This is a genomic window from Phycisphaeraceae bacterium, from assembly GCA_019636555.1.
Taxonomy (GTDB): Bacteria; Planctomycetota; Phycisphaerae; order Phycisphaerales; family UBA1924; genus JAFEBO01.
This window is the reverse complement of record JAHBXH010000001.1, coordinates 152,222-167,252: the sequence shown is the minus strand read 5'-3', so window position 1 is coordinate 167,252 and position 15,031 is coordinate 152,222. Positions and strand designations below refer to the sequence as shown.

9 protein-coding genes and 1 pseudogene are annotated in these 15,031 nt (G+C 64.3%); 8 read left to right on the top strand and 2 right to left on the bottom strand.

What is annotated here, in order from left to right:
- The first annotated feature begins 689 nt into the window (after positions 1–689).
- Positions 690–2,120 carry a hypothetical protein gene (locus KF691_00685; GenBank protein ID MBX3387947.1) on the top strand — a complete coding sequence of 477 codons (1,431 nt, stop codon included), beginning with the start codon at positions 690–692 and terminating at the stop codon, positions 2,118–2,120.
- 1,163 nt (positions 2,121–3,283) lie between these two features.
- Here KF691_00685 and KF691_00680 read toward each other — a convergent pair.
- Positions 3,284–3,466, bottom strand: a pseudogene (locus KF691_00680) (hypothetical protein).
- Positions 3,467–3,500: 34 nt separating this feature from the next.
- On the opposite strand from KF691_00680, the gene KF691_00675 reads away from it, so the two are divergent.
- The 4 genes from KF691_00675 to KF691_00660 all read left to right on the top strand — a co-directional run bounded on the left by KF691_00675 (position 3,501) and on the right by KF691_00660 (position 9,016).
- The gene (locus tag KF691_00675; GenBank protein MBX3387946.1) at positions 3,501–4,613 is read left to right on the top strand and encodes a hypothetical protein; all 1,113 of its coding nucleotides are present in this window, start codon (positions 3,501–3,503) and stop codon (positions 4,611–4,613) included.
- Between the two features lie 37 nt (positions 4,614–4,650).
- Positions 4,651–7,005 carry a hypothetical protein gene (locus KF691_00670; protein MBX3387945.1) on the top strand — a complete coding sequence of 785 codons (2,355 nt, stop codon included), beginning with the start codon at positions 4,651–4,653 and terminating at the stop codon, positions 7,003–7,005.
- Positions 7,006–7,152: 147 nt separating this feature from the next.
- Positions 7,153–8,289: a hypothetical protein gene (locus KF691_00665; protein MBX3387944.1), complete on the top strand. Its 1,137-nt coding sequence runs from the start codon at positions 7,153–7,155 to the stop codon at positions 8,287–8,289.
- Positions 8,290–8,563: 274 nt separating this feature from the next.
- On the top strand, positions 8,564–9,016 hold the full coding sequence (locus KF691_00660; GenBank protein MBX3387943.1) for an SRPBCC family protein: 453 nt from the start codon (positions 8,564–8,566) through the stop codon (positions 9,014–9,016).
- 74 nt (positions 9,017–9,090) lie between these two features.
- Here the strand turns inward: KF691_00660 and KF691_00655 are convergent, their stop codons facing one another.
- A complete protein-coding gene (locus tag KF691_00655; GenBank protein ID MBX3387942.1) occupies positions 9,091–9,846 on the bottom strand; it encodes a phosphatase PAP2 family protein in 756 nt (251 codons plus the stop codon).
- A gap of 186 nt (positions 9,847–10,032) precedes the next feature.
- Between KF691_00655 and KF691_00650 the strand changes: the two genes are divergently transcribed.
- The 3 genes from KF691_00650 to KF691_00640 all read left to right on the top strand — a co-directional run bounded on the left by KF691_00650 (position 10,033) and on the right by KF691_00640 (position 14,905).
- Positions 10,033–11,091, top strand: coding sequence for a MoxR family ATPase (locus KF691_00650; GenBank protein MBX3387941.1), 1,059 nt, complete (start codon positions 10,033–10,035; stop codon positions 11,089–11,091).
- 169 nt (positions 11,092–11,260) lie between these two features.
- Entirely contained in the window at positions 11,261–12,769 is a 1,509-nt protein-coding gene (locus KF691_00645; protein ID MBX3387940.1) for a hypothetical protein, read from the top strand.
- Between the two features lie 27 nt (positions 12,770–12,796).
- Entirely contained in the window at positions 12,797–14,905 is a 2,109-nt protein-coding gene (locus KF691_00640; protein MBX3387939.1) for a cation-translocating P-type ATPase, read from the top strand.
- The last annotated feature ends 126 nt before the right edge of the window (positions 14,906–15,031 follow it).

Sequence of the window (15,031 nt, the reverse complement as noted above, 5' to 3'; positions counted from 1 at the left end):
CGCCGCCCTTCCGGGCGGAGTAGCTTTTCTCCGTGTCTTCTCCCGCGGCTCCCCGTGGTGCTCCGTGTTGAGCCGCATTTGCAGCATCCCATTCCCTTTCCCCGCTCTTCCTGCTCCCTCCACGTGTCCGAGGTGAAATCTTCTCGAAGTCCCAGTCACGGCAATCTCACATCCCCCGGGCGCGCCCGCCGCTGAAGTCGCCGATCTGGTTATCGCCCTCTGTCGCCGCGTCATTGCATTTGCTTCTTATGTCATGTATAAAGACGATTCCTCCCGCGCGAGAGGACGCCGACAGAGCATCGCGCCAAGGGGTAGGAGATCGTGCCGACAGTCCGCGTTCCGTCGCCACACCGCGGCATTTCGGCCGCCCGCAACGCAGCCCGCGCTCTGTGCGCGCTGCTTGCCGCCGTTTGTGTGTTCGCTCTGCTCCCTTCCCGTGCCGCCGCCGACACGCTTACCTGGACCGGCGCAGGCGATGGCATGACATTCAGTCAGCCCGCCAACTGGTCTCCCGCAGCCGCGCCGAACCAGACATACGACTGCATCATTCCCGCCGGGCGACCCCCATCCGCGTCGCAAGCAACATCCACGTTCGCAGCCTCCTCACCGAGCGAAATATCTACCTCGATGGCTGCGTCACGCTCGGCTTTCGCGCAGGCCTCACGCTCTCGGACGGCGCGATACTGACGGTGGACAACACGTCCGGCTGTCCCGCGCTTACCTTCCAAGGCGGCACCCAGTCCATCGAAGGAACCGGACAGGTCGTCGTCTCCAGCGTGGGAAACTACGGCACGATCCTCGACCTCACCAACCAGGCGTCGCTCACCATCGGCCCCGAGATCTCGCTTGTCTACGCCGCCAACTCCGGTGGCCGGGGGCCCTCGCTGAAGGTTGGCACAAACTCCTCGCTCACAAACCTCGGAACAATCACGCTCGCCAAACCCGGTTCGCAGATCACCATCGAGGGCGCCGGAACCTTCACCAACCGCGGCACGCTCGACATCCAGGCCGGCACGTTCGCATCGTACAGCACGAAGGACGACGTCGGCAAGATTCAACTCGGCGCCAATGCCGTCGCCCGCATCTATGGCGGACCCTTCACGCTCGCCCACCCCCTCTCCATCCTCGCCGGCGCCGAACTGGTTGTTGACGGCGCGTTCTCCGTCGAAGCGCCGATCCACGTGACCGATGCTCGACTCGAGTTGTCGGGTTACTGGAGCAACACCTCAACGATCGAGTCGCTCCGCTCCACAACTCTTCTGCTCGGAACGTGGACCAACGGCGGATCCCTCTCAATCAAAGACTCCGATCTCACAGTCGGTGGTTTCATCCCCGACCTCGGCGAGCATCAGTTCACCCATTCCAGCCTCACCTATTCCGGCACATTGCCTCAGGGAATCACGCTCGTCGCCGACGAATCAACCGGCGACATCAACCTGGCCAGTGCCCTGCTGAATGAGGCGGAGCTGGAAACGCGCGACGGGGCGAAGTTCCATTTCCGATCATCCCCATTCTCCTGGCAACTTACGACGCTCACGGCTTGCCGCCTCGACGGCGAGTTCGCATTGGCTGAGTGCGTACCCGTGTACGTGCGCGACGGGCTCACGCTCCTCAATGGGGCCCGCATCGAACTCAAGACCGGCTGCTTCGGCGGCTTGACGTTCGAAGGTTTTCCTCAGTCACTTGCCGGAGACGGCGAACTCCTCGCGATCGGCCCCGGCTCGATCATCGTCGGCGCGACGACTTCCGCGCTCACCATCCAGAACGCTCATTCGCTCGATGTCGGCCAGTACTCCGTCGCCGTCTCCACCCCGTGCAGCGCCGTCACCAGCGACTCTGCCTGGCTCCGCTACTGCCACGGAGATTTCAACAGCGACCTCGCCGTCGACGACGCCGACTTCACCTTCTTCGCTCTCAACTACGACATCCTCGACTGCACTGATCCCGCCATGCCCCCCAACTGCCCCGGCGACTACAACGCCGACGGCCTCGTGGACGACGCGGACTTTACATCATTCGTCGTTGCATACGACACGCTCGTCTGCCCGTTCATTTCCGTCTGCCGCTGCTCAACCCCCGCGCCCACAACCCCGCCCTGCGATTTCTTCCGGTGTCGCTAGCAAACGCCCCGGCGACCGAGGGGTTTGAAGGCCGGAATTTCGAGCTCGGAGCTGAATGCAACCGGAAACGACGTGGATGGCTTGGGCGCGCCGCAATCTGCCGCGGTCGTCGCGCACTTCCGGATAATCGCAGGCCGCTCGCTCACGTGATCCCGATAACCGCATCACAGGCTGATCGCCGCACCCGTTTTGAATCGCCGCCCCAACTCCACGTATCAGGAGTCTCCTGCCTCGTGGTAAATTAGAGCGATTCCTCACGTCCACGCCCCGCGCGCCGAGCCACGCAGCATGTCCAGGCCGTTGTTCTATTCCGTTTCACGCAGCGCCGCCGCGCTCGCGTTTTTCGCGTGCATCGCACCCGCTCACGCGCAAGTAACAATCAACACCACGAATCAAACGATCACGGGTGACACCGATTTCCTCTCTTCTTCATTCAACGGAACTCCGTTCCGCACATATGTCGAAAACGGCATCGCGGTTTTCGCGATCAAAGGTGATCTCGTCATTCCCGCAAACCAGATCATCACGATCACCGGCTCGCGCCCGTGCCGCATCCTCGTCGGCAACAACCTCGTCGTCAACAACGGGGCCGTCTTCAACGCGTCCGCAACACTCTCGACAATTCCTGTTCCGCTCCCCGGTCCCGGCGCGGGCGCGGGCGGGCTCGGTGGCGCGGGCGGCGCAGGCGGCACGGCATCCTTCATCTCACCACTCGGCGGCAACGCAACAACCGGCGGGAACGGCGGCAACAAAGGAACCTGCGGCACGCTCTCCGGTTTCGCCGGCGCTTCCGGTCAATCCGGCGCATCGGGCCAGCGCGGCTTCGACGGAAATGTCGGCGGTCTTGGTTCACCGGGCTCCTACGGCGGAGTTGGTTTCGGTCAATCTGGTCTCGGCGCGTTCTACGGTCTCGGCGGCAGCGGCGGCTTTGCAGGTTCCGGCGGCACAGGTGGTCTCGGCGGCAGCGCCGGCTCCGGCGGTTTCGGCGCGATGTCTTTCGCCGGAAACGGAACAAGCGGCAACATCGGTTGGCCCGGAAATCCCGGCAGCGCCGGCAGCGCTGGCAATCAGGGAATCTCGGGCAACAACGCGAGCGCGCCGACAAGCGCAGGCTCTGAACTCCTCTTCATCGCGGGCAACGGCGGCGCGGGTGCAGGGGGGGGAGGAGGGGGAGGCGCAGGGGGTTCGGGAGGAGCAGGAGGCGCAGGAGGTGCGGGAGGGGGCGGGGGCGGCACTTCGTGCAACGCGGGAGCGAAAGGTGGAAATGGAGCCGCGGGTGGAAACGGTTCGCTTGCTTCGAACGGGGGTCAAGGTGGAAACGGCGCGCGCGGAGGGGGCGGGGGTGGAGCATTGGAAATCACGGTGCTTGGAAGATTGACCGTGCGCGGCACTTTGAGTGCGCGCGGGGCGGATGCGGGCGCGCCGGGCGCGGGATCGAACGGGGGCGGAACGCGCTTTGAAGGCGGAAGTTCTTCGTTCGGATTTTCAGGATCGTTTGGAGTTTCGGGTTCAGGAAATGGAGGATCAGGAGGCAATTCGGGTGCGGGAGGTTCGGGGGGTGCAGGGGGCGCGGGTGCGCAGGGCGGATTTGCGGGCGGGGGCGCGGGCGGCACGCTGAGAATTGTCGGAACGGAATTTGATCTGCAGGCTTCGATCGATGTGAAGGGCGGCGCGAACTCGAATGCGAGCGCGAGTGCGCCGAATGGGAGGCTGCAGGTCGGGGCGCACACGGCGGATGCGTACAGCGCGGGCGCGGTGAACGGAACGGTCGCGATCGTGGATGCGCCGAAGGACGCGAACCCGTTTTTCGCGGGCGCGCCTCAGACTCCGTACATCGCGAACCTGAAGGAGGGTGCTGCGATCGCGGGGATCGTTCCGAACCTGAACGCGGGGGCGATGCTGAGCGGGTTGCCGGTGCCGCAGCGCGCGGTGGGCGCGATTGTGTTCACGATCATCGATTTTCCGGGGCTGCGCTACAACACGTCGAACAGCACGGCGCTTTTGTACTTGAACATTTCGGGCGCGGCGCTGAATAACCCGAAGATGGGCGCGGGCGCTTCGAACTTTTCGTCGGCGCTCAAGCAGTTCGGATGGTCGAAGGATGCGCGGTTCGGCGGGGTCGGGCCGAGCACGCTCTTTGATCTGCCGAAGGATGCGGTGTACGCGACGCTCACGTCGGGACCGTTCAATGATCTCTCGAACTTGAGCGCGACCGCGACACTCAACGGCGCGGGCGCATCGCTCGAGTTTTCGTCGATCCACCTCAACGAAGTGGTTTTCATTCTGCTGCCTGAAGCGCCGTGCGCGGGCGACCTGAACGGAGACGGGCTGGTTGAGGACTCGGACTTTGCGGTTTTTGCTTCGATGTACGACCTGTTCGACTGCGCGATCATGCCGCCCGGGTGCGGTGCGGACATGAATAAGGATCGCTTTGTGGACGACGCCGATTTCGTGTTGTTTGCGAGCGCGTACGACCAGCTTGTGTGTCCGTGACCCGGCTTGTGGGCGCGGGCACGAAGCCAATCCGGCGGTGTTGCTTAAGGAAACGCTCATCGCGAGCGGCGTTTTTGAGCCGTGCGGGCACATCGAAACCGGCGGCGACAGCGGATTACGGATTCTTCTTGGGTATTCCTGCTGGGTCCGGTATAACGAAGGCGCAGCGCGGCGCGCGGGGCTCCGGCTGCGGGTCGGCGGGCGGGGGCTCGAAATGCGGAGGGACATCATCATGGCGACCTGGATGCGTCTGATCGCGGCGGCGGTTGCGGTGCTCTTGTGTGTTTCGTTTGCGGAGGCGGGCGCGGCGCGCAAGCCGAAGGTGCTCTTTGTTCACTCGACGGTCGAGGCCGGCGGCGCGGCGGACGTCGTGAGCAAGCTCGCCGGGTCGGGGGTTTTTGCGCAGGTCGATGCGTTCGATGCGGGGCTTGGGACTCCGACGCTGGCACAGCTCAAGGCGTACGACGCGGTGCTCTGCAGCAATCAGGGGTCCTGGGCGGATCGGACGGCGCTGGGCAATGTGATGTCGCAGTACGTGGACGCGGGGTACGGCGTCGTGCAGGCGATCTTCACGACGGGTGGAATTGCCAACAGCAATCTGGGGGGGACGTGGACGGCCTCGTACAACTGCATCACGTTCGGGTCGAGCACGAGCGGCGCGGCGACGCTGGGCACGATCGCGGTTCCCAATCACGCGACGATGATCGGCGTCCAAACCTTCGACGGCGGATCGAGCAGCTACCGTCCATCGGGAACGGCGCTCACCGCGGGCGCGACGCTGATCGCGTCGTGGTCGGACGGGAAGCCGCTGGTGGTTGTGGGGCCGAAGATCAATCGCGCGGACCTCGGCTTCTGGCCCTTGTCTTCGGCGGTGCGGAGCGATTTGTGGAATGCGTCGACAGACGGCGTGAAGCTGATGGTGAACGCGCTGCTCTACACGATTCGTCCGAAGGTGCTCGTGGTTCATTCGTTTGGGGGCGCTTCCGAGACGAACGACGTGATCGCGAAGCTCGCGGGCACCGGCACGCTCGGCGGCGTCGATGCGTTTGACGCCGAAGCTTCCACGCCGACGCTGGCACAGCTCCAGAATTACGACGCGATCCTGGTCGCGAACAACTTTGCCTGGTCCAACCGCGTCGCGCTGGGCAACGTCGTCGCCGATTACGTGGACTGGGGCGGGGGCGTGGTGCTGTCGATGTTCACCGTCAGCGGCATCGCGAATAGCGATCTGGGCGGGCGATTCACCGGCGACTACCGGATCATCAATTTCAGCTCAACCACATCCGGCAACGCGACGTTGGGCGCTGTCGCGTATGCGAGTCACCCGATCATGGCGGGCGTCGGGGGCTTTGACGGCGGCAACAGCAGCTATCGGCCGACCCTGACGACGCTCGCACCGGGCGGTCTCAGGGTTGCACAGTGGTCGGACGGCAAGACGCTGGTCGCGGTTTCGACGAGGCGCGCCAATCGCGCGGACCTTGGTTTCTATCCGCCGTCGAGCACGCTCGGTGCATCGTACTGGTCGGGCGACGGCGCGAAGCTCATGGCGAACGCGCTGCTTTATGTGAGCAAGCCGTACATCGGCGTCACGGCTTCGGACACGACGACCGACACGATTGCGAAGCTGATCGCATCGCGGCGCTTCAGCGGCGTCACCAACTCGCAGGACCTGGAGGTGGGAACGCCGGGGCTCTCGGCGCTCAGCCCGTTCAACGCGCTCCTCTGCTGGAGCAATTTTAATTTCCTCAACGCGGACGCGGTCGGGAATGTGTTCGCGGACTATGTAGATGCGGGCGGCAGCGTTGTCGAGGGCGTGTTCGCCGTCACCGGCAATGCGGCATTCGCGAACTCGCGCCCGCGCGGCCGGTGGATCTCGCAGGGGTACGACATCACTCCGGAGGGTTCGACCGGAGCGAGCATTTCGACGCCGGCGACCCTCGGGGCGTTCGTCCTGCCGAACAACCCGATCGCGACTTTCGTCCGCAAGTTCGACGGCGGCACCTTCGCATACCGGCAGGGGAACAACCCACTCCTGCGGGGCCAGAGGATCATGAACTGGTCGGACGGCAAGATGCTCACCAGCATGCACAACTTCCGAAAGCGGGTGGATCTCGGTTTTTATCCGCCTTCGTCCGACGCGGCCGGTAACTGGAATCCGCGGACCGACGGGACATGGATCATGGCGAACGCGCTCGACTACGCCGTGCGTCACGCGCCGTGTCCGGGCGACCTGAACGGGGACGGATTCGTGGACGATGCAGACTTCGTGCTCTTCGCGGGGTACTACGACAATTTGATCGATCCGCGCGGCGACCTGAACGGCGACGGATTAACGGAGGACTCGGACTTTGTGATCTTCGCCGGGAGTTACGACGCGCTGCTGTGTCCTTAAGTACCGGCAGCGGAGAAACCTCTTGTGCTTTATGGGACCGGGCGCGATTCTCGTGGGAGCGTGCCCGGTCTTTCTATGGAAATGTTGCGGGGGGCGGTAGACTGCTTCTTCATGCGGCGCGGGCATCCGCGCGCACAGGAGAGGGTTATGAAGAGCATTGGTTTGTGGGCGGGTTTTGCCTCCGGCTTGCTGGTGTCGGCGTGTGCGCTGGCGCAGCCGTTTCAGATCGTCGCGACGGAGACGCCGCCGTTCAGCATCCCGCCCGAGCAGTGGAAGAGCGTGACGCGCTGGTCGCTGACGGGCGCGGGTAGCGCGCTCACCCCGCTTTCCAGCATCCCCGATGGACAAGTGCACGATCCGATCGGCGTGGCGTTCCGCACGCCGACCGACCTGTTCATCTCCAACCGCGCGGGCAACGGATTCCAACCGGGCACGATCTCGCGCTTCACGCTGACCGATGGCGGTGCGACGGCGACGAAGATCGATGAGTTCGGCCAGACCGGGCTGGTCGGTCCGCACGAGATCTGCTTCAACCCGATCACGCGCGAGCTCTTCTGCGGGGCCGTGAACGACGGCATCTGGCGCTGGACGTTCGACACGCAGGGCAACGTGACCTCGAACGGTTCGTTTGCGCGCGGGCGGGCGTGGCGGGGCGTGTGCGTCGAGCCGAGCGGTAATTACCTGTACGCCAGCGCGGGCACGAACGGCACGATCTTCCGCTTCCGGCTCAACGGCGACGGCTCGGTCACCGAGCTTTCCGCGGTGGGAATCCCGGGCGCGAGCGGGCTGCATTTCTTTGCGCTCGGCCCCGTTCAGGGCGAGATCTATGTGTGCGATTACGGCTCGAGCAAGGTCTACCGACTCCAGACTCACGCGGATGGATCGTTTACGGTGCTGCAGTCGATCAACTCGACGCAGTCGATCGACTGCGCGTTCAGCCCGGACGGGCAGGAGATGTACGTCGCGCGGCACAACTCGGGCGGGATCGACCGGTTCACGTACAGCAGCGGCACGAATTCATGGACGTTTGTCAATACTGAGAGCACGCCTTCGATGGGGTGCATCGCGGCGTACGTGCCTGCCGCGTGCCCGGCGGACCTGACGGGCGAGGGCTTCGTCGATGACTCGGACTTTGTGGTGTTCGTCACGGCGTACAACCTGCTGGACTGCGAAGACCCGACGATGCCGATCGGGTGCCCGGCAGACTTCAATCTCGACGGGCTTGTGGATGATTCGGACTTTGTGATCTTCGTGGCGGCGTACAACGAACTGGTGTGTTCGTAAGGGAAGGCATTAGGCACTGGGCATCGGGCAACAGGCATCAGGGGCTCGGCGCTTCTGCAAGGAAGCGGGCGGTCGGATTCTGCCGTGGCAAGGTCGCTGGGGATTTCACCACAGAGGCACGAAGGACACAAAGGGCACGGAGAAGAAAGGAAGAGTTGAAAGAGCGAAGTGGCGGGTTTGTGGTTGCCGCGGAGGGCAGGCCGTGGAGCTGGACGCGATATTCCTGTTTTCTCCGGCAGGGGATGTGACGCCGCCCGGGTAGCAACAATCGCGCATGGCCACAAACACCATCCGCCTTCACCGCGTGTTGAAAGCCCCGCCCGATCGCGTCTACCGCGCGTTTATCGATCCCGGCGCGATGTGCAAGTGGATGCCGCCGGATGGGTACACCGGCACGGTGCATTCGATGGACGCGAAAGTGGGCGGCGGGTACCGCATGTCGTTCACGAATTTCACGACGGGGTATACGCACTCCTTCGGCGGCACGTACATCGAGATGAAAGAGGGCGAGAGCCTGAAGTATTCGGACAAATTCGATGATCCGAATCTGCCGGGCGAGATGCGGGTGACGGTGACGTTCAAGAAGGTTTCGTGCGGCACGGAGCTGACGATCGTGCACGAGGGCCTGCCGGAGATCATCCCGCCGGAGACTTGCTGCGTCGGCTGGCAGGAGTCGATGAGCCTGCTCGCGCGGCTGGTGGAGCCGGAATTGAAAGACGGGATGTAAACGAGCGGGTCGCGCGAGACGTGCGGCACCAGAAGCTTGCGCACCGCCCGGAAGAGCGGTGGCACCAAGGCGCGTTACTTGGTCCACTCTTGGCGTGCTTCTTCGAGGTCGTGCAGGAAGAGCGGGCTTTGTTTCATCTGTTCGACGATTGCCTTTCCCAGTGCGTTACCCGCGGCGACATCGCTCGGGAAATGGACGCCGAGGATGATGCGATCGAGGCCGATGAGCCTGCCGCGGGATCGGATCGCGTCGGATTTTTCGGGGACGAGCAGGCAGAGCGTTTCGGTCCAAGCGCTGGCGCGGGTGGCGTGGCCGCTGGGATAGGAGTTGTTGCTCGGGCCTTGGGTGACGAGCTTGATGCGCGGGTCCTGGATGTAGGGACGCGGGCGGTTCCACGTTGCCTTCGCGCGATCGCTGATGGCTTTGCTGTCGCACTCGATCTGCTTGATGAGTGCCGCAGTCTTCGGTTTGTCGGCTTCGTTGAAGGATGGGCCGAGCGCATCGGCGAAGAGCCAGACCTTCATGGTGTCTTCGTCGATAGCGCGCTGGCGAGATGCGGGAAAGGCGTCGGCCTGCGTCGCGAGGATGAGTTCGATCTCGCCGTTTGAGATCGGAGAGTTCGGCGCGGGAGGATCGGGGAGCAGCGCGTGGAGGTCGATCGCGCCTGGCGCGATGTACCTGCCGATGGCGGGCGCCTGAGGCTTTGCAGGCGGCGGGGCGGGGGCGTGGGAGACCGGCGCGGGCTGGGCGGCGACGTGCGATTCTGTTTGGCAGGCGGGGCCGAGGAGTGCCGCGGCGAGGAGGAGAGAAAGAAGCGACTTGTGGAGCATTGGCGGTTCTCGCGAGGGATGCTGAAAGTACGCGGGTTGGAAGCGGGTTGAGGGTTTTTGCCTGCGAAATCGGCCGATCTCTGCCCACCCCCACACCCCCTCCCTCCGGGAGGGGGCTCGGCGAACCGATACTGCATGTGGCCGGTAGGATGGGGAAGCGATTGGTGGGCGAATGGAGTCGAAGCGATGAGCGAGCCGGAAGTGCAGATGCAGGATGTGGAGCAGGTTCGCGAGTCGGCGCGCCGGCTGAAGGAAGAGATCCACCGGACGATCGTGGGGCAGGACGAGGTGGTGGATCAGACGCTGATGGCGATTTTTTGCCGCGGACACGCGGTGGTGGTCGGAGTGCCGGGGCTGGCGAAAACGCTGCTGATCAGTACGCTGGCGAAGACGCTGAGTTTGCAGTTCAGCCGCATCCAGTTCACGCCGGACCTGATGCCGAGCGATATCACCGGCACGGAAGTCATTCAGGAAGATAAAGCGACCGGGCATCGGCAGTTGCGCTTTGTGCGCGGGCCGATTTTCGGGAATGTGATTCTGGCGGACGAGATCAACCGCACGCCTCCGAAAACACAGGCGGCGCTGCTCGAAGCGATGCAGGAGCGGCACGTGACGGTCGGCGGCATTCAGCACGACTTGCCGAACCCGTTCTTTGTGCTGGCGACGCAGAATCCAATCGAACAGGAAGGCACGTATCCGCTGCCCGAGGCGCAGCTCGACCGGTTCATGTTCCAGATTCAAATCTCGTATCCGTCGATGAGCGAGGAAGAGGAGATCGTGAAGCGGAGCGTGACGCGGGCAAGCGTGCAGACGCAGGCGGTGCTCTCGGCGGCGGACATAAAGAAGATACAGGACCTGGTACGGGCGATGCCGGCGCCGGACTATGTCATTAAATATGCGCTCAGGCTGGTGCGCGCGACGCGCGTGAAAGAGCCGTTTGATGGCGGAGGCAAGCGGCCGAAATTGGTGGAGGCGTATCTCGCATGGGGCGCCGGGCCGCGGGCGAGCGAGTTTTTGGTGCTCGCGGCAAAGGCGCGGGCGATCCTGACCGGCGCGACGCACGTGACGCCGGAGCATGTGCGTCAGATCGCCAAGCCCGTGCTGCGCCACAGGTTAATGACGAATTTCAACGCGGAAGCCGATCAGGTGACGACGGACGCGATCATCGACAATCTCCTGAAGGAGATTCCCGTGGACGGGGCCACGGAGCTTGAGCGCAGGCAGATGAACGAAGTGTTGAGATAGGAATGCGGAGGCGGCGGGTCGCCGGCGCAAGATGAATCTGTTCTCATTTTCACAATGAGTTCGGAACCGATTGCCCTTTTGCGATGAATCGCCCAGCAAATCTCGCGTCGTTGCAATATGGACGGTTGTTCGCCGTTTTGCCGACACGTGGGTCCGCGGACGGTCGGTCATGCCCAAGGGAACGCAAGCACTCGGTTTCGTGTGGGTGGTGGCGGTGTCGCTGCGCGCGGCGATGGGTGCGACCGCGTCTGAGGTGCTTGTTCAGTCCGATCAGGCCCTCGCTCAACTTCACAGCGTCGAGTACGTGGTCGCGTGTTATCGGGTCGGGAGCGGCCCGTTCGGCGACGCGAGCCGCAAGACGATCGCGCGGGTGAAGCAGCAGCGGAGCGACGACGATGCGTTGCCTCTGTTCTGGTCCCGGGTGGTTGTTCCTCGATCGGATCTGGTGGGGGAACTCATCCAGGAGATTTCGTTCGACGGATCGAGGTTGGGGGTGATCGATCATGCGCGAAAGGTGTGCACACACGGCACGTACGAGAACGCGGCATCGAACGCGGGCTCGTTTCTGAGCGTCGTGCTGTTCCGCGAGTTCACCCAGCAATCACGGGCGCGGCTATCGCCCGGGGGCGGATCGGTGCGGTTGCTCGGGACGGAGGAAGTTTCCGGGATTCCGTGCGACGTGCTCGAAGTGATCGGGCCGGAGGGTGAAGTGACGCGCTGGTCGATCGGCGTCGCGGATCACCTGCCGAGGAAGCGCCGGCGGATTTCGGTCACGGGCGGGCGTGAATCGGCGGTCGTTCAGGAGATCATCTCGCTGGACACGGCGCCGAATCTTCACGCGGACGTATTCAAGATCGAAACGCCGGACGGGTATGTGCACCGGATCGATCATGGCCTGAAGAGGCTCGCGTTCGAGAGCGGCGGCGCGCCGGAAACGGCGCTCCGGTACGGCGTGGCGGATGAGAAGTACGCTTCGGAGCTGCGGAGTGTGTGCGGGCTCGACAAGTTGTGCGAGGGCGCGACAAGCGATCTGGAAAGAGTGAGACGGGTGTGCGCGTACGTACACGGGTTGTGGAAGCACGACGGGGGCGGTCGATCGCAGGGCACCGATCCGATCTCGATCGTGCGCGAGGCGGCAAAGGGCAGGCGGTTCAGCTGCGTCGAGTTTGCGACCGTCGTTGCCGGCTGCTTGAACGCGATAGGGATCCCGGCGCGCGAGCTCAGCCTGATGCTGCCGGATGTGGAAACATCCCTGATCGGCGCCGGACATCTCGCGGCCGAAGCGTGGCTGGCGGACCAGAAGACCTGGGTTTATGTCGATGCTCAGGAGAACGTGGTTCCGTCGGTCCGGGGCGAAGCTCTTTCTGGCGTGAAATTCCAACAAGCCCTTGCGGAACGATGGCCTGATGTGAGCCTGCGGGGCGAATATAGCGAGATGGGAGAGGCAAGCCGCTATCCGGTCGAACTCGCCGAATCGCTCTTTTACTTCCGGGCGCGGCTCGACAATCGCGTGGCGCGCGACAGGGTCTACACGGGCTCTTTGCTGCTGATGCCCAATGACGTGCCGCAGCCGAAGGTTTTCCAGCGGTGGATGCCTCTCGAGGGCGATGTGGCGACACGGTCGCTGGATGTTTTCTACGCGCCGCCGGGCGGAATCGGGCAAGGGAGCCGCGAGTAGTCTGATGTGCTAGCGTCTAGACGCGGCATGGAAGCAAAAACGCAGGAGAACTCGGGAGCGCCGGGGCTGTTCCGGGCGATCTTTTCGACCAGGGGCGAGCTGTACGCCGCGATTCTCGCGGGAGTGCTGCTGCTCTTTGGCTGGGGTTTGCACGCGATCTTCGATTGGCCCCGGGCCGAGCTTGCGATTTGGGCGAGCCTTGCCCTCGGGCTCGTGCACGGCGCGCGGGCGGCATGGGAAGCCCTTTCGGAAAAGCGCGTCGACATCGACGTGCTGATGGTGGTTGGCGCGATTGCCGCGGCATCGATCGGGCACGCGGAAGAGGGCGCGCTGCTGCTGTTTTTGTTCGTGCTGGCCGGCGCTCTCGAAGACATGGCGATGGCCCGGACGAAGCGCGAGATCGAGGCGCTGCACAAGCTGATGCCGACGGAAGCAACGGTGTTGCGCGCCGGCGAGTGGGTGGACATCGCGCCGGAGAGCCTGGTCGCGGGCGAGCGCGTGAAGATCAGGCCCGGCCAGCGCGCGCCCGCCGATTGCAAGTTGCTCCAGGGCGCAACCGAAATGGATCAATCGGCGATCACCGGCGAGAGCATGCCTCGCGCGGTGAAGCCCGGCGATGAGCTCTTCGCCGGGACGATCAATCTCGACGATCCGATCGAGGCGGAGGTGATCCGGCCGGCGCACGAGAGCAGCCTGCAGAAGGTGTTGAATCTTGTGACGACGGCGCGCGAACAGCGCGAACCGGTGCAGCGGACGATCGACAAACTCAGCGGGCCGTACTCGGTGGGCGTGATGGTGGTGAGCGCGCTCGTGCTGGTGGTCTGGTGGATTCTGATCGGGCGCACGTTCGACGAGTCGCTGTACACGGCGATCACACTCTTGATCGTGGGCTCGCCGTGCGCACTGATCATCGCGACGCCGACGGCAACACTCTCCGCGATCGCGCGCGGCGCCCGCGCGGGCGTTTTGTTCAAGGGCGGGCAGGCGATCGAGCGGCTCGCGAACATCGGCGCGGTCTGTTTCGATAAAACTGGGACGCTGACGATGGGGCGCCCGCGATTGGAACAGGTGCACGCGGTGGCGTGGTCGGACGGGAAGCAGCTTCTGTCCCTTGCGGCCGCGATCGAAGGGGAGAGCACGCACCCGATCGCGGCGGCGGTGCGCGACGCGGCGAAGGCCCGCGAGATTGCGCCCGATACGGAGCTTTCGACCATCACGCACACAACGGGGCGGGGTATGAGCGCGGTATGGCGCGGATCGGAAGTGAGGCTCGGGAGCACGGCGCACACGGATGCGGTGACGCCCGTTTGTCTGCGGAACCGCGTGCACGATGTGCTGAAGACGATTCAGCAGCGCGGGCAGATGGGCGTGGTGATCGCGGTCGGGGTGGACGAGAGCACGCTGAGTTCGGCTCGCGCGAGCGATCCGAATGCGGAAGGCGTCGGACAGGCGGCGGTGCTCATCATGTCGGATTCTGTGCGGCCCGGAGCGCGGGCACTGGTGAAGGAACTCCACAACCTGGGCGTGCGCCCGGTAAAGATGCTGACGGGAGACAACCGCACCACGGCCGAGCGCGTGGCGAAGAGCCTGGGCATCGACGAGTTCGGAGCGGACCTGCTTCCCCAGGACAAACTGGATGCGGTCGCGGCGTTGAAGGAAGAGTTGAAGTACCGGGCCCAGACGCGGGGCGGACCGATGCGCGGCGTGGCGGTGATCGGCGACGGAGTGAACGATGCGCCCGCGCTTGCCGCGGCGGATGTTTCGATGGCGATCGGATCGATCGGCAGCGACGCAGCGCTGGAATCTGCCGACATCGTGCTCTTGTCGGACGATCTGTCGGCCGTTCCGTGGGCGGTGAAACTGGCGAGGCGTGCTCGGGCGACGGTGCGCGCGAACTTGGTTTTTGCGCTCGGAATCATCGCGGTCATGGGAGTGGCGACCTTGATTGGTTCGCTCTTGCGGCACCCGGTGGCGCTGGGGCTGGGTGTGGTGGCTCACGAGGGGGGCACACTTCTGGTTGTGCTCAATTCGTTGCGATTGTTGTGGACCGACCCGCCTCGTCAGGCAGTGACTCGGGCTGCGGGAAACGCGGCGGGCGCGCCCGTGAAGGCAGAAGCCAAGCCCGCGGCCGTGTAAAGATGCGGCGAACTTCGTGGTGTTGGCTGGAAAGTGCAACGCGGCGGGAGCGGTTTCTGCTAGAATGGGCAAGACGCGGCCGCGTGGCCGCCACATACATCCGGCGCGGGTGAAGATTCGCGCTTG